The sequence below is a fragment of the Streptococcus sp. Marseille-Q6504 genome (genome assembly GCF_965111625.1).
On record NZ_CBCOON010000002.1, the window covers coordinates 351954 to 370721 of the forward strand.

The following is an 18768-nucleotide window of genomic DNA, read 5'->3' on the forward strand; positions in this document are numbered from 1 at the left end:
GCAATCCACATCTAGTCTTAGAGATTGTTTTAGTCGGCGGATAAAGATTGCAAAGCAATCATACAATCTACATGAGTATAAGATTAAGGGCTCTAAGTTGAGCTCTTTTTCGTAAAGTCCTTCAGATTTTTCTGAATCTTGAAAAAGAAATGAAAGCGTTTGATAGCTTTCCGTAAAAAGTGTATAATAAAACTATAAACATAAAGGAGATTTCCTATGGCAGTTAAAGATTTTATGACACGCAAGGTCGTTTATATCAGTCCTGATACAACTGTTGCACACGCAGCAGATTTGATGCGCGAGCAAGGCTTGCACCGTCTCCCTGTTATTGAGAATGATAAATTAGTAGGCTTGGTAACAGAAGGGACAATCGCTGAAGCTAGTCCTTCAAAAGCGACTAGTCTTTCAATCTTCGAGATGAATTATTTGCTTAATAAGACAAAAGTAAAAGACGTCATGATTCGAGATGTTGTAACTGTCTCAGGCTATGCAAGTTTAGAAGATGCAACTTATCTCATGCTTAAAAATAAGATTGGTATTTTGCCAGTTGTTGACAATGGACAATTGTATGGAGTCATTACAGATCGTGATGTATTCAGTGCCTTTCTTGAAATCGCTGGATATGGTGAAGAGGGAATCCGTGTTCGTTTTATCACAGAAAATGAAGTTGGAGTTTTAGGTAAGATTGTTTCTTTAATCGTTGAGGAAAATCTTAATATCTCTCATACCGTTAATATTCCACGTAAGGATGGTAAGATCGTTATTGAAGTACAAATTGAGGGAAGCATTGATCTTTCATCGTTGAAAAAGAAATTCGAGGATGAAAACATTCTCGTAGATGAAATTACAAAAACTTCTGCAAAAAAACTCTAAAAAGAAAAATATAACTTACTTTAAGCTTGCGAAAAAAACTTTTTTCTAGTATAATAGTTTATTGTGAGCAAACCTCACTTACCCCTTGCAAAGGCTTGGGGTCATTAGACCAAAAGGAGGAACATATCAATGGCTAAATACGAAATTCTTTATATCATTCGTCCAAACATTGAAGAAGAAGCGAAAAACGCTTTGGTAGCACGTTTTGACTCTATCTTGACTGACAACGGTGCAACTGTTGTTGAATCAAAAGATTGGGAAAAACGTCGTCTTGCATACGAAATCCAAGATTTCCGTGAAGGACTTTACCACATCGTTAACGTTGAAGCAAACGATGACGCAGCTCTTAAAGAGTTTGACCGTCTTTCAAAAATCAACGCTGACATTCTTCGTCACATGATCGTCAAACTTGACGCGTAAGAAGGTAGATTATGATTAACAATGTTGTACTTGTAGGGCGTATGACACGTGACGCTGAGTTACGTTATACCCCATCAAATGTAGCAGTTGCGACTTTTACTCTTGCAGTAAACCGTACATTCAAGAGTCAAAATGGCGAACGTGAGGCTGATTTTATCAATGTCGTTATGTGGCGCCAACAGGCTGAAAATCTTGCTAACTGGGCTAAAAAAGGCTCTCTTGTCGGGATTACAGGTCGTATTCAGACTCGTAGTTACGATAACCAGCAAGGACAACGTGTCTACGTGACAGAAGTCGTAGCTGAGAATTTCCAAATGTTGGAAAGCCGTAGTGCTCGTGAAGGACAAAGTGGTGGAGCTTATTCTGCACCAACTGCTAGTCATGCAGCAGCTACAAATTCAGTACCTGACTTTTCACGTGATGAAAATCCATTTGGATCAACAAATCCTTTGGATATTTCAGATGATGATTTACCATTCTAATGGACAATTAATACTATAAAGGAGAAAAAACATGGCTCAACAACGTCGTGGCGGATTCAAACGCCGTAAAAAAGTTGATTACATCGCAGCAAACAAAATTGAATATGTTGATTACAAAGATACTGAGCTTCTTAGCCGTTTCGTTTCAGAACGTGGGAAAATCCTTCCACGTCGTGTAACTGGAACTTCAGCTAAAAACCAACGTAAAGTAACAACAGCTATCAAACGCGCTCGCGTAATGGCTTTGATGCCTTTCGTAAACGAAGATTAAAGAAAAGACCCTTACGGGTCTTTTTTTCACGAGATAGTTTTTTTCTGACCTTGGTGTGCTATAATGGCAATAGAAAGAGTAAAGGTGGGTAAGTCAAAGATGAATTGTACGATTAGAAATATGATTAAGTCTGATATTGAATCCTTATCTCATGGATTTATGAATCAAGGTTGGCCTAGTAGAGAGGAAATTTTGGCTAGATATTTTCTGGAACAGGAAAGTGGGGAGAGAGAAGTCTTAGTTGCAGAGATTGATGGTGTTGTAGCGGGCTACGTTACCATTTTGCCCTCTGCTAAACATGGTCCTTTTGCAGAAGTCTATCCAGAATTATCAGATTTTAATGTGTTTGAGTCTTTTCGAAATCAAGGGATTGGGAATCAACTGCTAGAAGAAGCAGAAAAACGAGTCAAGTTTGTTTCGAGTAAGGTCACTCTTGGTGTAGGTTTGAACTTAGGCTATGGCCCTGCCCAGAGATTGTATATCAGACGGGGCTACATTCCAGATGGGACAGGTGTCTGGTATCGAAATCAACCCTTGGAAATGAATGCAACTAGCCAAAATAATGATGATTTAGTTTTGTATCTAGTAAAGGAATTTGGATAAGAGACAAGGATTTTATTGGGGATGTGGGATTTCTCTACTTTATGGTATAATGGAAAGAGTGAATTGAAGGAGGTATTATAATGGATGCCAAGTTAAGATACAAGGCTAAGAAGATTAAAATTATCTTTTTTGATATAGATGATACTTTACGAAATTCAAAGACAGGTTTTATTCCTAGTACTATTCCAACGATTTTTAAACAATTACGTGAAAAAGGAATTTTAACAGGAATCGCGTCTGGACGAGGCATTTTTGGTGTTGTTCCAGAGATTCGTGATCTCAAGCCTGACTTTTTTGTAACTTTGAATGGTGCTTATATTGAGGACAAAAAGGGCAATGTCATTTATAGTAACAAAATTGCTAAAGATAAGCTTGAAGAATATATTACTTGGACCAAAGAAGTTGGGATTGATTATGGTTTGGTGGGAAGCCAAGCTGCTAAACTATCAAGGCGAACAGAGATGATTAGCCAGGCGATAGACCCGATTTATCCTGATTTAGAGGTGGACCCTGATTTTTACCAAAAAGAAGATATTTATCAGATGTGGACCTTTGAGGATCAGGGTGATGACCTTGTGTTGCCTGAAAGTTTAGCATCGACTTTGCGTTTGGTACGCTGGCATGAACATTCATCAGATGTTGTGCCGATTTCCGGTTCAAAAGCAGCTGGAGTTGTTAAGGTAGTTGACCAATTAGGTTTAAAACCTGAAAATGTGATGGTTTTTGGGGACGGACTTAACGATTTAGAGCTCTTTGATTATGCAGGCATTAGTGTCGCTATGGGTGTTTCTCATGAAAAAATCAAAGAAAAAGCAGATTATATTACAAAAACATTAGAAGAAGATGGCATCTTTGATGCCTTAGAAGGATTTGGTATGGTAGAAAAAGAATTACATTTTCCACAAGTAGACATTGAAACAGTAGAAGGTCCAATTGCGACTATTAAGACAAATCATGGGGATATGCGTGTCAAACTTTTCCCTGATCACGCACCAAAAACAGTAGCCAACTTTATTGCTCTGTCAAAAGATGGTTACTATGACGGTGTGATTTTCCACCGTATTATTAAAGATTTTATGATTCAAGGTGGAGACCCAACTGGAACTGGTATGGGTGGTGAATCTATCTATGGTGAGTCATTTGAGGATGAGTTTTCAGAAGAACTTTACAATGTCCGCGGAGCCCTTTCTATGGCTAATGCTGGGCCAAATACAAATGGCAGCCAGTTCTTTATCGTGCAGAATCAACACTTGCCATATTCTAAGAAAGAAATTGCTCGCGGTGGCTGGCCAGAACCAATTGCGGAAATTTATGCTGAACAAGGTGGGACTCCTCATCTAGACCGCCGTCACACAGTATTCGGTCAACTTGCGGATGAAGCTTCTTATAAAGTTCTGGACGCAATTGCAGGTGTCGAAACAGGTGCAATGGACAAGCCAGGTGAAGATGTCGTAATTGAAACTATTGAAATTGAGGACTAAAATGAAAATCGGTGATAAGCTAAATGGCCGTATTACTGGGATTCAGCCCTATGGAGCTTTTGTTGAGTTAGAAACAGGAGTGACAGGCCTGATTCATATCTCGGAGATTCGGACAGGATTTATCGAAAATATTTACGAGGTTTTAAAAATCGGTGATGAAGTCCAGGTACAGGTAGTAGATTTTGATGAATATACTGGGAAAGCTAGCCTTTCCATTCGTACCTTGGAAGAAGAAAAGCATCAACTTCCTAGACGGAGACGTTTTTCGAATGATCGCATCAAACATGGTTTTTCGCCGCTTGGCCGCATGATGCCTGTTTGGACTCGAGAAGCCTTGGAGCATTTAAAGAAAAACAGTAATTGATATCCCTCAAATCATTGTGATGTTATTATATTTTGCTATAATAGAAGTATGAACGAAGAACAATTATTAAAATCAGGAGAGCGCATTAATCAACTCTTCTCTACAGATATCAAGATTATTCAAAATAGAGAGGTTTTCAGCTATTCAGTGGATAGTGTACTTTTGTCACGCTTTCCTCGTTTTCCGAAAAATGGTTTGATAGTAGATTTCTGTGCGGGCAATGGAGCTGTTGGATTGTTTGCCAGTAGCCGGACCAAGGCTAAAATTCTATCTGTAGAAATTCAGGAACGTCTTGCTGATATGGCCGAACGCTCAGTACGTTTAAATGGGCTGGACGGACAGATGCAGGTCATCTGTGATGATTTGAAGAATATGCCTAGTCACATTCAGGGGAGCAAGGTTGATTTAATTTTATGCAATCCGCCTTATTTTAAAGTGGATCCAAATTCTAATCTGAACGAAAGTGAGCATTATCTTTTAGCTCGGCATGAAATTACAACCAATCTTAAGGAAATCTGTCGTAGTGCTCAGAGTATTCTCAAATCAAATGGGCGGTTAGCTATGGTTCATCGTCCTGATCGATTATTAGATATCTTAGCTACGCTCCAACAGCATAATCTGGCTCCAAAACGTCTGCAATTTGTTTACCCTAAACGGGAGAAGGAAGCCAATATGCTTTTGATTGAGGCTATTAAGGACGGCTCCACTAGTGGTTTTAAGGTTTTACCACCACTCATTGTTCATAATAGTGATGGTACTTATACACCAGAAATTCAAGAGATTTACTATGGATCATAAGGCTTATATGTATGTGGTAGAGTGCCGTGATGGTTCCTACTATACAGGCTATACAACAGATGTGAAGAAAAGAATTACCGTGCACAATAGCGGTAAAGGAGCCAAGTATACACGAGCTCGCTTGCCAGTAAAACTCATCTTTGCGGAAGGTTTTGACAGCAAGGAAGATGCCATGTCTGCTGAAGCTCTTTTCAAGCGCAAGACACGCATGCAAAAAGAACATTATATTAAAGAGTGTCAAAATAAAAATTTAGTCGATGCTTTTGATATGTAATGAGGAGTCCTTTGGCTCCTCTTATTTTTGTCAAAAATTGAAAAAAATGCTACAATAAAGAGAATAAAGAAACGAGGTATTATCATGTCTAAGATTCTAGTATTTGGTCACCAAAATCCAGACTCAGATGCTATTGGTTCATCTGTAGCTTTTGCTTACCTTGCAAAAGAAGCTTACGGTTTGGATACAGAAGCGGTTGCTCTTGGAACTCCAAATGAAGAAACAGCTTTCGTCTTGAACTATTTTGGTGTAGAAGCACCGCGCGTGATCACATCTGCTAAAGCAGAAGATGCAGAGCAAGTCATCTTAACAGACCACAATGAATTCCAACAATCTGTTTCAGATATCGCTGAAGTAGAAGTTTACGGTGTGGTGGACCACCATCGTGTGTCTAACTTTGAAACTGCCAGCCCACTTTACATGCGTTTGGAACCAGTTGGATCCACATCTTCTATCGTATACCGCATGTTCAAAGAACATGGTGTAGCTGTACCAAAAGAAATCGCAGGTTTGATGCTTTCAGGTTTGATTTCAGATACCCTTCTTTTGAAATCACCAACCACTCACCCATCAGATAAAGTCATTGCTCCTGAATTGGCTGAATTGGCTGGTGTGAACTTGGAAGAATACGGTCTTGCCATGCTCAAGGCTGGTACAAACTTGGCAAGCAAATCTGCTGAAGAATTGATTGATATCGATGCCAAGACATTTGAACTCAACGGAAACAATGTTCGTGTGGCTCAAGTGAATACAGTTGATATTGCTGAAGTCTTGGACCGCCAAGCTGAAATCGAAGCAGCCATCCAAGCCGCAAATGCAGCTAACGGCTACTCTGACTTTGTCTTGATGATTACAGACATCGTCAACTCAAACTCAGAAATTTTGGCTCTTGGTGCTAATATGGACAAGGTAGAAGCAGCTTTCAACTTCAAACTTGAAAACAACCACGCTTTCCTTCCAGGTGCTGTTTCACGTAAGAAACAAGTGGTACCACAATTGACTGAAAGCTTTAATGCATAATCATAGATGGGGAAGCCCATTGTTAAAAAGGAGTTTCGACTCCTTTTTTTCTAGGAGAGAAAGATGTTAGAAAATGGCGATTTGATTTTTGTGAGAGAAGATACAGAAATGGGGCAGGCTATCCAGGAATCTACTGGTCACTATAGCCATGTGGCCATCTTTTTGGACGGACAGGTCTATCATGCTACGGTGGAAGGTGGCGTCCTTGCCCAGACTCCTGAGGAATTCTTTGAACACGGGAAAGTATATGACCTTTATCATTATGAGCAGATTGATTGTACAGAGGTCAAAAGGCGAGCAGAGAGTCTTTTAGGGGCTCCCTACAATGCTTCCTTTTACCCAGATGGAGATGGTTTCTATTGTTCCCAGTTTGTAGCAGAAATCCTCCCTATTTTTGAGACCATTCCCATGAAGTTTGGTGATGATACACAGGAAATCAGTGATTTCTGGAGAGAATATTATCGAGAGTTGGGGCTTCCTGTGCCTCTGAATCAGCCTGGCACTAACCCGAGTCAATTAGCGGCCTCTCCATTTTTAGTTTGTAAAGAAAGGAATCTTCATGATTCAGATTTTTAATCCATCTCGTTTGACACGACAACCATTCTTTAGAGATTTGGTTGACTATCTTGATCAGCACGACGATGTGATTCTGCGGCAAATCAAGGCTCAATTTCCAGATCAACCAGTGGATAAGTTGATGGAAGAATATATTAAGGCTGGCTTGATTTTACGAGAGAACAAACGCTATTATCTCAATCTTCCCTTTCTAGAGTCTACGGAATCTCTTGAATTGGATCAAGAAGTCTTTGTAAGAGATGATAGTCCCATCTATCAAGAAATATTGGAGAAAGATTTTCAGACTGAATTGCGCAATCAAACCAATGCAGCTATCCTAGAAGAGTATACGGATTTTGCTCGGGAAAAGATGACCTTGTCTAATTACTTTTATAAAGTTAAGCACCAGTATCCGCTGACAGAAGATCAGCAGAAACTCTATGCTGTTTTGGGGGATGTCAACCCTGAGTATGCTCTCAAGTATATGACAACATTCTTGCTAAAGTTTCTTAAAAAAGATCAACTCATGCAGAAACGACGTGATATCTTTGTGGACAGTTTAGTCTTATTAGGTTACATCGTTCAAAATGAAGATGGGAAATATGAGTTGGCTGTAGAATTTGATAAAGAACGATTCAATTTTATAAAAAAATAAGGCTAGGAAATTTCCTAGCCTTATTTTGATTTATTATAGATAACGTTCTGCGATTGCTGCATCACCTGGATAGTCTTCTTTCTTACCTTGGATGATTTGGTAGCAGTCAGCTCCTTTACCAGCGATAATGACCGCATCTTCAGCTTGGCTCGTAATAGCCATAGCTGTCTTGATGGCTTGCTCACGGTCAGCAATCTTTTCAACAGGACCATGGATGTAGCTACTAATTTCATCAGCAATGGCCATTGGATCTTCATAGTTTGGATCGTCAGCCGTTAGAAATACTTGAATTTCAGGATGTTGATCGAGCAGAAGTCCAAAGTCCTTACGACGGCTTTCTCCCTTGTTTCCTGTTGATCCGAGTACTAAAGCAATCTTTCCAGTCTGATGTGTTTCAACGACTGAGATCAATTTCTTCAAGCTATCACCATTATGGGCGTAGTCGATGAAAACTTTTGCGCCATTTTTCTGAGTGAGAACTTCCATACGGCCAGGAACGCGTGTTGCAGCAATCCCTTTTTTGATGTCTTCAAGACTAGCACCTAAACGAAGGCAGGCAAGTCCTGCAGCGACTGCATTTTCTTGGTTGAAATATCCAATCAACTGGATATCATAATCGCCAGCTAATTTACCAGTAGCTGAGAAGCTAAAGGCTTTGGAGTTCTCGATTTGGTTACTTGACTGGCTACCGTAGAAGTCATGATCTTGGTTCTCAACTTGTTCTTTTAAGACAGAGAAGTGGTCCATATCGCTATTAATGACAACTGCTCGGCTATTTTTCATCAAGAGACGCTTGTGGTAGAAGTAGTCTTCAAAGGTTGGATGCTCAATAGGACCAATATGGTCAGGACTGATATTTAGGAACACACCTACATCAAAAGTAAGACCGTAAACTCGTTTCACCAAGTAGGCTTGACTGGAAACTTCCATAATAAGGTGGCTTCTTCCATTATCAACTGCCTGCGCCATCATATCAAAGAGGTCGATGCTTTCAGGTGTTGTCAGAGCAGACTTGAAGAAAGTTTTTCCGTCCAAAGTCGTATTCATAGTTGATAACATAGCAGGACGATGTTGCTGATTTAAGATATTGTAGGCGAAGTATGCCGCTGTTGTTTTTCCTTTGGTACCAGTGAAAGCGAGAAGTTTTAGTTTTTCCTGCGGATTGCCATAAAATTCCATGGCAATCAAACTCATAGCCTTCTTAATGTCGCTAACAACGATGACAGGAATGCCTACTTCATAATCCTGCTCCGCTACATACCAACCGAGTCCTTGTGAGATTGCTGAAAGAAGAAATTCCTTCTTGAAAGCAGCTCCCTTAACAAAAAATAGGCTATTATCTTTTGCTTTTCGGCTATCGTAGCAGATGCTATCAAAAGTTACATCATTAAAATTATAGTGGTAATGTCCTTGGTCGATAATCTCACGGAAGAGATCGTCTTTCTTTAAAATATCTAATACGGTTTCAATCTTTATCATACTTTCTATTGTAAACTGAAAGTCTGAATTTTACAAGTAACAAGGAAAAGTTTATAATGGAAGATAAGGAACTTTTCCTAGTGATTAAAATTGAATGAGGAAGTTATGTCTAACGAAAATAATCATCAGCAGGCCCAGATGTTACGCGGGACTGCTTGGCTTACAGCTAGTAACTTTATCAGTCGCCTGCTCGGGGCTATTTACATTATCCCTTGGTATATTTGGATGGGAACATATGCTGCTAAGGCTAATGGTCTCTTTACCATGGGTTACAATATCTATGCTTGGTTCTTGTTGATTTCGACAGCAGGTATCCCAGTGGCGGTCGCAAAGCAGGTCGCTAAATACAATACCATGCATGAGGAAGAGCATAGTTTTGCCCTGATTCGAAGTTTCTTGGGCTTTATGACTGTGCTAGGACTTGCCTTTGCCTTGATCTTATACCTCTTTGCACCTTGGTTGGCGGACCTTTCCGGAGTCGGTAAGGACTTAATTCCAATTATGCAAAGTTTAGCGTGGGCTGTCTTGATATTCCCATCTATGAGTGTTATCCGTGGATTTTTCCAAGGGATGAATAATCTTAAACCTTATGCCATGAGTCAAATTGCTGAGCAGGTTATCCGTGTCATTTGGATGCTCTTAGCAACCTTTATCATCATGAAGCTCGGTTCAAAGGATTATCTATCAGCTGTTACCCAATCTACCTTTGCAGCTTTTGTGGGAATGGTAGCTAGTTTTGCAGTCTTACTTTATTTCCTTTATAAGGAAGGATTGCTCCAAAAAGTTTTTGAAACACGAGATAAGATTGACAGTAAGAGTCTTTTGGTTGATACGATTAAGGAAGCAATTCCTTTTATCTTGACTGGTTCGGCTATTCAGCTTTTCCAAATCTTGGACCAAATGACCTTTATCAATAGCATGAAGTGGTTTACCAACTATAGTAATGAAGACTTAGTTGTCATGTTTTCTTATTTCTCTGCCAATCCTAATAAAATCACTATGATTTTGATTTCGGTTGGAGTTTCGATTGGTAGTGTTGGTCTGCCTCTCTTGACTGAGAACTATGTCAAAGGGGATTTGCCAGCGGCTTCTCGTCTAGTTCAAGATAGTATCACCATGCTCTTCCTATTCCTCTTACCAGCAACGGTTGGTGTAGTTATGGTAGGTGAACCCCTCTATACAGTCTTTTACGGTAAGCCAGATGGCTTGGCTATGGGTTTGTTTGTCTTTGCAGTCTTGCAGTCAACAATTCTAGGTTTGTACATGGTTTTGTCGCCGATGCTTCAGGCGATGTTTCGTAACCGCAAAGCAGTCTTGTATTTTGTATATGGTTCTATCGCCAAAATTATTCTTCAAATACCATCAATAGCGATATTCCATAGTTATGGCCCTTTAATTTCAACAACAATCGGACTCATTATTCCAAATGTTTTGATGTACCGTGATATATGTGAGGTGACAGGTGCGCGTCGAAAGATTATTCTGAAGAGAACAATCTTAGTTACTATTTTGACTCTAGTTATGTTTATTCTAGTAGGACTCTTGCAATGGATTATTGGATTTGTCTTCCAACCAACTGGACGTTTCTGGAGTTTCCTATATGTCGCCTTAATTGGTACAATCGGTGGCGGGCTTTACGGAGTTATGTGTCTCTATACTCGTCTCTTGGATAAGGTTATTGGACAGGAAAAAGCCAATCAGTTACGAGCACGATTAAAATTATCATAAAAATTTATAAATAAAATGAATAATTTGAACTTTTCTATCCGAAAAAGTTTAAATTGTTCATTTTTTTATTTAAAAAATAGGATAAAATATAAAATTAGTAGAAAAAAATCTATAATTTGGTAAAAATTAGATAAAATCACTTGACTAAAAAAAACAATAGCTGTATAATGATACAAATATTTAAATTTGGAGGTTCTGTTTATGAAAAAGTCTAAGGCAAAATATCTGACGTTAGCAGGCGTTGTCCTAAGTGCAGGTCTGCTATTGGCGGCTTGTAGCAACTCAGCTAGTTCTACTAAAACATACAACTATGTATATAGTAGCGATCCATCTAGTCTAAACTATCTCTTAGAGAATCGTGCAACAACAGGTGATGTTGTGACAAACTTGGTAGATGGTTTGATGGAAAATGACCAGTATGGAAATTATATTCCTTCATTGGCAGAAGATTGGACTGTATCCCAAGATGGTTTGACTTATACTTACAAACTTCGTAAGGACGCCAAATGGTATACAGCAGATGGTGAAGAGTATGCACCAGTGACAGCACAAGATTTTGTAACTGGTTTGAAATATGCTGCGGATAAAAAATCTGAAGCTCTCTATCTAGTTCAAGATTCTGTTGCTGGCTTGGATGACTATATCAACGGAAAAACAACAGACTTTTCAACAGTTGGTGTAAAGGCTATTGACGACCAAACTGTCCAATATACCTTGACTCACCCAGAAACTTACTGGAACTCAAAAACAACTGCGACTATTCTGTTTCCAGTAAATGCAGACTTCTTGAACTCAAAAGGGGATGATTTCGGTAAAGTGGATCCAGCAAATATCTTGTATAATGGTCCATTTATTCTCAAATCATTCACATCTAAATCTGTCATGGAATACAAGAAAAATCCAAATTACTGGGATGCAAAAAATGTATTCGTAGATGAAGTGAAGTTGACTTACTACGATGGAAGCGACCAAGATGCCTTGGCACGTAACTTCATGGAAGGAGTATACAGCTACGCACGTCTCTATCCAAATAGTTCGAGCTTTGAAGGAATTAAGGAAAAGAATAAAGATAATATTATTTACAGCATGCAAGATGCGACATCCTACTATTATAACTTTAACCTAGATAGACAATCTTATAACCATACTTCAAAAACAACTGATGCTGAAAAGACAGCCCAACAAGAAGCAGTTTTGAATAAATCATTCCGTCAGGCTATCAACTTTGCCTATGACCGTACTGCTTATGGTGCCCAATCTCAAGGGGAAGATGGAGCAACTAAGATTATCAGAAACTTGCTCGTTCCACCATCATTTGTAACACTTGATGGTAAAGATTTTGGTGATGTCGTAGCTTCTAAGGTGGTCAATTACGGTCAAGTATGGCAAAATATGAACTTCGCTGATGCCCAAGATGCTTACTACAATGCCGATAAGGCCAAAGAAGTCTTTGCTCAAGCCAAGAAAGAATTGGAAGCCAAAGGTGTTCAATTCCCAATTCACCTGGATTTACCGGTTGACCAAACCTTTAAGAAGGGGGTGTTAGAGGCAAGTTCTTTCAAACAGTCTATTGAATCTGTTCTAGGTGCAGATAATGTCGTTATCGATATTCAAATGCTGACTACTGAGGAAATGGATAGTATTGGTTATCTAGCGAATACAGCTGCACAAAAAGACTATGACCTTTATAACGGTGGTTGGGGACCAGACTACCAAGACCCATCAACTTACCTCGATACTCTTAGCTTAACAAGTGGTGGCTCACTACAAAACCTCGGTTTGGAACCAGGAGCAACCAATGCTAAAGCAACAGCTGTTGGTTTGGATGTCTATACTAAGATGTTGGAAGAAGCCAATGCTGAACAAGATTTGAACAAACGTTATGATAAATACGCTGAAGCACAAGCTTGGTTGGTGGATAGCTCTCTAGCAATTCCAAACGTTTCTAAAGGTGGAACACCTACATTGAGAAAAACAGTTCCATTCTCTGCCGCCTTCTCTCAAGCTGGTAATAAGGGTGTTGAATCCTACAAATACGTGAAATTGCAAGATAAGATTGTCACAACAGCTGAGTATGAAGAAGCTAGACAAAAATGGCTGAAAGAAAAAGAAGAATCTAATAAAAAAGCCCAAGAAGATTTTGCTAAACACGTTAAGTAATCAGTCTATTCAACAGGAAAAACGATAGTTTCTCAGGAAGCTATCGTTTTTATATAGTTTGAAACTATAACTAGCTCTTGAAAACAAGAAAACGAAGGATCCAAAATAAGTGGTACAATAGTTACTATAGATTTGGAGGTATTGTATGAGTAAATCATTTCACATCAACACAATTTTAGCACAAGCAGGTATTAAGTCTGATAAGGCAACAGGTGCTTTGGTTACACCTATTCACTTTTCAACGACCTATCAACATCCAGAATTTGGTCAATCAACTGGATTTGACTATACACGCACCAAAAACCCAACTCGTTGCAAGGCAGAGGAAGTTTTGGCAGCTATTGAATCAGCCAAGTATGCTTTGGCGACTAGTTCAGGTATGTCTGCTATTGTGTTAGCCTTTAGCGTTTTTCCAGTAGGAAGTAAGGTTTTGGCTGTTCGTGACCTTTACGGTGGCTCTTTCCGCTGGTTCAATCAAGTGGAGCAGGAAGGACGTTTCCACTTTACCTATGCCAACACAGAAGAAGAGCTAATTGCCGAGCTAGAAAAGGATGTGGATGTACTTTATATCGAAACACCAACCAACCCTTTGATGTTGGAATTTGATATTGAAAAATTGTCAAAATTAGCTCATGCTAAGGGCGCTAAAGTTGTCGTCGACAATACCTTCTATAGCCCGATTTACCAACGTCCAATTGAAGATGGAGCAGATATTGTCCTTCATTCAGCGACAAAATACCTTGCAGGCCATAATGATGTTTTAGCTGGTGTAGTTGTGACAGATAATGCTGATTTGTACGAAAAACTCTTTTACAATCTCAACACGACAGGGGCTGTTTTGTCACCATTTGATAGTTATCAATTGATTCGTGGTCTTAAAACATTGTCACTTCGTATGGAGCGCTCAACAGCTAATGCTCAAGAAATCGTAGCCTTTTTGGAACAATCATCTGCAGTCAAAGAAGTTTTGTATACAGGTCGTGGAGGGATGATTTCCTTTAAAGTAGCAGATGAGAAACGTATCCCTCATATCTTAAATACTTTGAAAGTATTCTCTTTTGCTGAAAGCCTGGGTGGTGTAGAAAGTCTAATTACATATCCAACCACTCAAACTCATGCAGACATTCCTGCAGAGGTTCGTCATTCTTATGGATTAACAGATGACCTTTTACGCTTGTCTATTGGTATTGAGGATGCAAGGGACTTGATTGAAGATTTGCGTCAAGCTTTGGAAGGATAAGACTATGGGGAAATATGATTTTACGACTTTGCCCAATCGTTTTGGACATCATACCTACAAATGGAAAGAAGCAGAGACTGACCGTCAAGTATTGCCAGCTTGGATTGCTGATATGGACTTTGAAGTCTTACCTGAGATTCGTCAGACTGTCCATGACTATGCTGAGCAATTAGTCTATGGCTATACCTATGCTAGTGATGGCTTGATTGAAGCTGTTCAAAATTGGGAGGAAAAACAGCACGGTTATCGCTTTGAAAAGGATGCTCTAGTCTTTATCGAAGGGGTAGTGCCAGCTATTTCAACAGCCATTCAAGCCTTTACCAAAGAAGGTGAAGCGGTTCTGATTAACACACCGGTTTATCCTCCTTTTGCTCGAAGTATTAAGCTCAATAATCGTAGACTAATCACCAACTCTCTAGTAGAAAATGACGGACTTTTTGAGATTGACTTTGATCAATTGGAGAAAGACTTTGTCGAAGAAGATGTGAAACTCTACGTTCTCTGTAATCCTCATAATCCTGGTGGACGCGTTTGGGAAAAGGAAGTCTTAGAGAAGATTGGACAACTGTGTCAAAAACATGGAGTTTTGCTAGTATCTGATGAGATTCACCAAGATTTAGCTCTATTTGGAAACAAGCACCAGTCATTCAACACGGTAAATGAAGATTTTAAAGAATTTTCACTGATTTTAAGCAGTGCTACCAAGACCTTTAACATTGCTGGGACGAAGAATTCCTACGCTATTATCGAAAATCCTAAGTTGAGACTTGCTTTCCAAAAGCGCCAGCTGGCTAATAATCAACATGAAATCTCAGGTTTGGGTTATTTGGCAACAGAAACTGCCTATCGATATGGTGAAGATTGGTTGACAGAACTCAAAGAACTGATTGAGAAACACATCAATTATGTAGTGGATGTATTTGGCAAAGAAACTAAAATCAAGGTCATGAAACCTCAAGGGACCTATCTCATTTGGCTTGATTTTTCAGCCTATGATATTAGCGATGAAGAGCTAAGAAAGCTTTTAAGAGACGAAGCCAAAGTTATCCTGAACAGGGGCTTGGACTTTGGTGAAGAAGGAGCCCTCCACGCTCGTCTCAATGTAGCCATGCCAACATCTATTTTGGAAGAAGTCTGCCAACGAATCATTGCCACTTTTTCAAATCTTTAAAAACTAGCCTTTTAGGAGAAAAGTCTTCCTAGAAGGCTATTTTCATAGGCGAAAATATGGTATAATTAAGAGATAAAGTAAAGGGGAAATTATGGCTAAATTGATTCCAGGAAAGCTTCGAATGGAGGGAGTGGAACTCTACGAAACTGGTCAGATTGAAATCATTAAAGAACAAGACCATCGCATCTATGCGCGTGTAGCGGAAGAAGAAATTCGTTATAGTTTAGACGATGACTTGATTTTTTGTGCATGTGATTTTTTCAAAAAAAGAGGTTACTGTGTTCATTTAGCAGCTCTAGAATATTACTTGAAAAATGATCAACTAGGACAAGAAATTGTACTCAATCTGGAGGCTAATCAGGAAGAGAAGGAAACTGTTGAGACACAGGTGACTTTCGGAGGAGAATTCTTGAAGTCTATCCAAGTTCCGCGTCAATCCAACATCTATCGGCTTTCTGCTCAAGGGCAGGTGGAAGCAGGAACCAATCGCATTATCTGGACTTTAAGAATTGGTCTTTCTCAACAAGACAAATTTTATGTGATTAGGGATATCCCTCTTTTCTTAAAAGTCATAGAGTTTTCCAAACCTTACATGATAGGAAAGCATTATGAGACTTCATTAAGACTTGAACAATTTGATAAAGCCAGTCAAGAAGTTTTGAATTTTTTACTTGGATTAGTTGAGGAGAAAACAGACAATTCTATTTTTTTCCAAAATCAAGGGCGACATCTCTATTTCCCTAAAACCTTTTTTGAGCAGGGGGCTAGTCTACTGATGGGATTAGAAGCCTTTCAGTTTGACCACCAACTTTCGAGTTATCATCGTCTTCTCTTCCAAGACTTTGATGGCCAAGCAAGTTTGTTTTCATTTAGAATTGAAGAAAAATCCAACTATTTTGAAATGGAAATTTTCGAACAGGCAGGGCTTAATTTCTTTTACAGGGGACAAGTATTATTCTACAAGGGGAATTTTTTCCTGATGACGAAAAAACAGGCTAGTTTATTAGATGCGCTTAGAAAAGTTCCTTTAGACAATGGTGGCAGAAAGATCTTACAGTTTGATACTCGTGATCGAGACCTTTTAGCTTCGACCTTGTCACAGTTTAAATGCTTAGGAAAAGTAGAGGCTCCTGATTCGCTACAAATCCAATCCTTCCGTCCGTCTTTTTACATGGATCGTGAAGAGGATGGTTCTATTCGATTAGATATGCAATTTCAATATGAAACTTGCCTAGTAACCAATCGTAATGAACTAGAGAACCTCCCTTTTGCTAGTGATATTCAATTGGAAAAACAGATTTTTCAGTTGGCTCTATCAGCAGGTTTTGAAGCGGATTTTCGTTCATGGCGTCAAAGTTTGAAAGCTGAAGCAGTCCATACATTCTTTCAGGAAGTATTACCAGCCTTTGCAGCACTTGGAGAATTAAAGATTTCAGAGAGCATGCAAGATCTTTATCAGATTCAAAAACCTCAAGTTCAGGTATCATCCAAGGGAAGCCTTTTAGAGATTCAATTTGATTTTCAGGATATTGATCAAGAAGAAATCAATCGAGCAATGAAAGCCTTAGTTGCCAAGCAAGATTATTATATTTCTTCCTCTAACCAGGTCTATTATTTTGATGAACAGACAAAACGTATTCGACAAGATTTAGAAGACTTAGGAATTGATGAGATAGAGAGTGCTGCTTTTCAGGCTCGCAAGTCTTTGGCTTATACCTTATCTCATCTGTTTAAGGACCAGGATCAAGTTACGTTTACTGATGAATTTCGTCATTTGGCGCATCATTTAACGCATCCAGAGGATTTTCCAATGAAACCTCTGAATATCAAAGCAGATCTCAGAGACTATCAGAAAAAGGGGATTCAATGGCTTCAGATGTTAGACCATTATGGATTTGGTGGAATTTTAGCTGATGATATGGGACTTGGAAAAACCTTACAAGCCATCGCCTTTTTAAGTAGCCAACTTCAGGAAAATAGCAGTGTCTTGATTCTTGCTCCATCTGGTCTCATCTATAATTGGGCTGATGAATTTAAAAAATTTGCACCGAATTTGGATGTGGCTATCGTACATGGATTGAAACCTTATCGCGAGACTATTTTAGCAGAAAAACATCAGGTCTATGTGACCAGTTATGCCACTTTCCGTCAGGATAGTGAAATCTATCGAAATTTATCTTTTGATTTTCTATTTCTAGATGAAGCCCAGGTGATGAAAAATGCCCAAACCAAAATTGCTAAGATTTTGAGAAAGTTTGTGGTTCCATCAGTTTTTGCTCTTTCCGGAACGCCAATTGAAAATAATCTAGGGGAATTATGGTCTATCTTTCAGATTGTATTGCCAGGACTTTTGCCAGCAAAAAAAGACTTTATGAAATTGCCTGCTGAAAGAGTGGCACAGTTTATCAAACCATTTGTCATGCGTCGAAAAAAAGAGGATGTTCTTACAGAGTTACCTGATCTGATAGAAGTCGTTTATAAAAATGAACTGGAGGACCAGCAAAAAGCTATCTATCTAGCTCAACTTCAACAGATGCAAGAGCGTTTGGGACAAGTGACCGATGCAGAATTTCAACGAAATCGAGTTGAAATTTTAACAGGACTCATGCGTCTTCGCCAGATTTGTGATACTCCAGCTCTATTTATGGAAGATTATAAGGGAGATAGCGGGAAGCTTGATAGTTTACGAGATCTACTAAGTCAAATTGCTGAGGGAAATCATCGTGTACTCATCTTCTCTCAATTTAGGGGAATGCTTGATCGCATCGAAAAGGAGTTGCCTCAGCTTGGCTTAACTTCCTTTAAGATTACTGGCTCCACACCATCACAGGAGCGTCAAGAAATGACCAAGGCTTTTAACCAAGGTGAGCGCGATGTGTTTTTGATTTCTCTAAAAGCTGGTGGAGTTGGTCTCAATCTTACTGGTGCGGATACAGTTATTCTGGTAGACTTATGGTGGAATCCGGCAGTTGAATCGCAGGCTATTGGCCGGGCCCACCGTATGGGACAAGAGCAAGCCGTTGAGGTGTATCGTCTGGTAACTAGAGGTACAATCGAGGAGAAGATTCAAGAGTTGCAGGAAGAGAAAAAGAATCTGGTCTCAGAAGTATTGGATGGAACAGAGTCTCGTGGAAGTCTCACACTTACTGAAATTCAAGAAATATTAGGAATTTCTGAAGCCAAGACTTGAAAAA

Annotated in this window: 18 protein-coding genes; 17 read left to right on the forward strand and 1 reads right to left on the reverse strand. The window is 39.2% G+C overall.

Features of this window, described 5'->3' with window-relative positions; all coding sequences use genetic code 11:
- Positions 1–216 precede the first annotated feature (216 nt).
- The 12 genes from ACWPUA_RS03810 to ACWPUA_RS03865 all read left to right on the forward strand — a co-directional run bounded on the left by ACWPUA_RS03810 (position 217) and on the right by ACWPUA_RS03865 (position 7796).
- Complete coding sequence (locus ACWPUA_RS03810; RefSeq protein ID WP_006148127.1) at positions 217–873, forward strand: CBS domain-containing protein; 657 nt, start codon at positions 217–219, stop codon at positions 871–873.
- 129 nt (positions 874–1002) lie between these two features.
- Positions 1003–1293, forward strand: a complete 291-nt coding sequence (gene rpsF, locus ACWPUA_RS03815; protein WP_002896497.1) for a 30S ribosomal protein S6 — start codon at positions 1003–1005, stop codon at positions 1291–1293.
- Between the two features lie 11 nt (positions 1294–1304).
- A complete protein-coding gene (locus ACWPUA_RS03820; RefSeq protein ID WP_414286807.1) occupies positions 1305–1775 on the forward strand; it encodes a single-stranded DNA-binding protein in 471 nt (156 codons plus the stop codon).
- 31 nt (positions 1776–1806) lie between these two features.
- Entirely contained in the window at positions 1807–2046 is a 240-nt protein-coding gene (gene rpsR / locus ACWPUA_RS03825) for a 30S ribosomal protein S18 (protein ID WP_000068664.1), read from the forward strand.
- A gap of 99 nt (positions 2047–2145) precedes the next feature.
- Positions 2146–2649, forward strand: a complete 504-nt coding sequence (locus tag ACWPUA_RS03830) for a GNAT family N-acetyltransferase (RefSeq protein WP_414276819.1) — start codon at positions 2146–2148, stop codon at positions 2647–2649.
- Between the two features lie 80 nt (positions 2650–2729).
- Complete coding sequence (locus tag ACWPUA_RS03835; protein ID WP_454379271.1) at positions 2730–4130, forward strand: bifunctional Cof-type HAD-IIB family hydrolase/peptidylprolyl isomerase; 1401 nt, start codon at positions 2730–2732, stop codon at positions 4128–4130.
- Position 4131: 1 nt separating this feature from the next.
- Positions 4132–4494, forward strand: a complete 363-nt coding sequence (locus ACWPUA_RS03840; RefSeq protein WP_368910278.1) for a S1 RNA-binding domain-containing protein — start codon at positions 4132–4134, stop codon at positions 4492–4494.
- Between the two features lie 48 nt (positions 4495–4542).
- A complete protein-coding gene (locus tag ACWPUA_RS03845; protein ID WP_223333300.1) occupies positions 4543–5292 on the forward strand; it encodes a tRNA1(Val) (adenine(37)-N6)-methyltransferase in 750 nt (249 codons plus the stop codon).
- A complete protein-coding gene (locus tag ACWPUA_RS03850) occupies positions 5282–5566 on the forward strand; it encodes a GIY-YIG nuclease family protein (RefSeq protein ID WP_454379274.1) in 285 nt (94 codons plus the stop codon). The genes ACWPUA_RS03845 and ACWPUA_RS03850 overlap by 11 nt, the downstream gene beginning before the upstream one ends.
- An 84-nt stretch (positions 5567–5650) precedes the next feature.
- Positions 5651–6586 carry a manganese-dependent inorganic pyrophosphatase gene (locus ACWPUA_RS03855; protein ID WP_036755260.1) on the forward strand — a complete coding sequence of 312 codons (936 nt, stop codon included), beginning with the start codon at positions 5651–5653 and terminating at the stop codon, positions 6584–6586.
- Positions 6587–6649: 63 nt separating this feature from the next.
- Entirely contained in the window at positions 6650–7162 is a 513-nt protein-coding gene (locus ACWPUA_RS03860; RefSeq protein WP_006151738.1) for a YiiX/YebB-like N1pC/P60 family cysteine hydrolase, read from the forward strand.
- Entirely contained in the window at positions 7146–7796 is a 651-nt protein-coding gene (locus ACWPUA_RS03865; protein ID WP_454379276.1) for a DUF1803 domain-containing protein, read from the forward strand. Before ACWPUA_RS03860 ends, ACWPUA_RS03865 begins: the two co-directional genes overlap by 17 nt.
- A 33-nt stretch (positions 7797–7829) precedes the next feature.
- On the opposite strand, the gene ACWPUA_RS03870 is transcribed toward ACWPUA_RS03865, so the two are convergent.
- Positions 7830–9275, reverse strand: a complete 1446-nt coding sequence (locus tag ACWPUA_RS03870) for a UDP-N-acetylmuramoyl-L-alanyl-D-glutamate--L-lysine ligase (RefSeq protein WP_454379278.1) — start codon at positions 9273–9275, stop codon at positions 7830–7832.
- Between the two features lie 105 nt (positions 9276–9380).
- On the opposite strand from ACWPUA_RS03870, the gene ACWPUA_RS03875 reads away from it, so the two are divergent.
- The 5 genes from ACWPUA_RS03875 to ACWPUA_RS03895 all read left to right on the forward strand — a co-directional run bounded on the left by ACWPUA_RS03875 (position 9381) and on the right by ACWPUA_RS03895 (position 18764).
- Positions 9381–11003 (forward strand): putative polysaccharide biosynthesis protein, encoded by a 1623-nt coding sequence (locus ACWPUA_RS03875; RefSeq protein WP_025170332.1) that lies wholly within the window; start codon positions 9381–9383, stop codon positions 11001–11003.
- Positions 11004–11204: 201 nt separating this feature from the next.
- On the forward strand, positions 11205–13163 hold the full coding sequence (locus ACWPUA_RS03880) for a peptide ABC transporter substrate-binding protein (RefSeq protein WP_036753553.1): 1959 nt from the start codon (positions 11205–11207) through the stop codon (positions 13161–13163).
- Between the two features lie 145 nt (positions 13164–13308).
- Positions 13309–14403: a cystathionine gamma-synthase gene (locus ACWPUA_RS03885; RefSeq protein WP_454379281.1), complete on the forward strand. Its 1095-nt coding sequence runs from the start codon at positions 13309–13311 to the stop codon at positions 14401–14403.
- Positions 14404–14407: 4 nt separating this feature from the next.
- Complete coding sequence (locus ACWPUA_RS03890; protein ID WP_414262234.1) at positions 14408–15574, forward strand: MalY/PatB family protein; 1167 nt, start codon at positions 14408–14410, stop codon at positions 15572–15574.
- A 91-nt stretch (positions 15575–15665) separates the two neighbouring features.
- A complete protein-coding gene (locus ACWPUA_RS03895; RefSeq protein WP_454379284.1) occupies positions 15666–18764 on the forward strand; it encodes a DEAD/DEAH box helicase in 3099 nt (1032 codons plus the stop codon).
- The last annotated feature ends 4 nt before the right edge of the window (positions 18765–18768 follow it).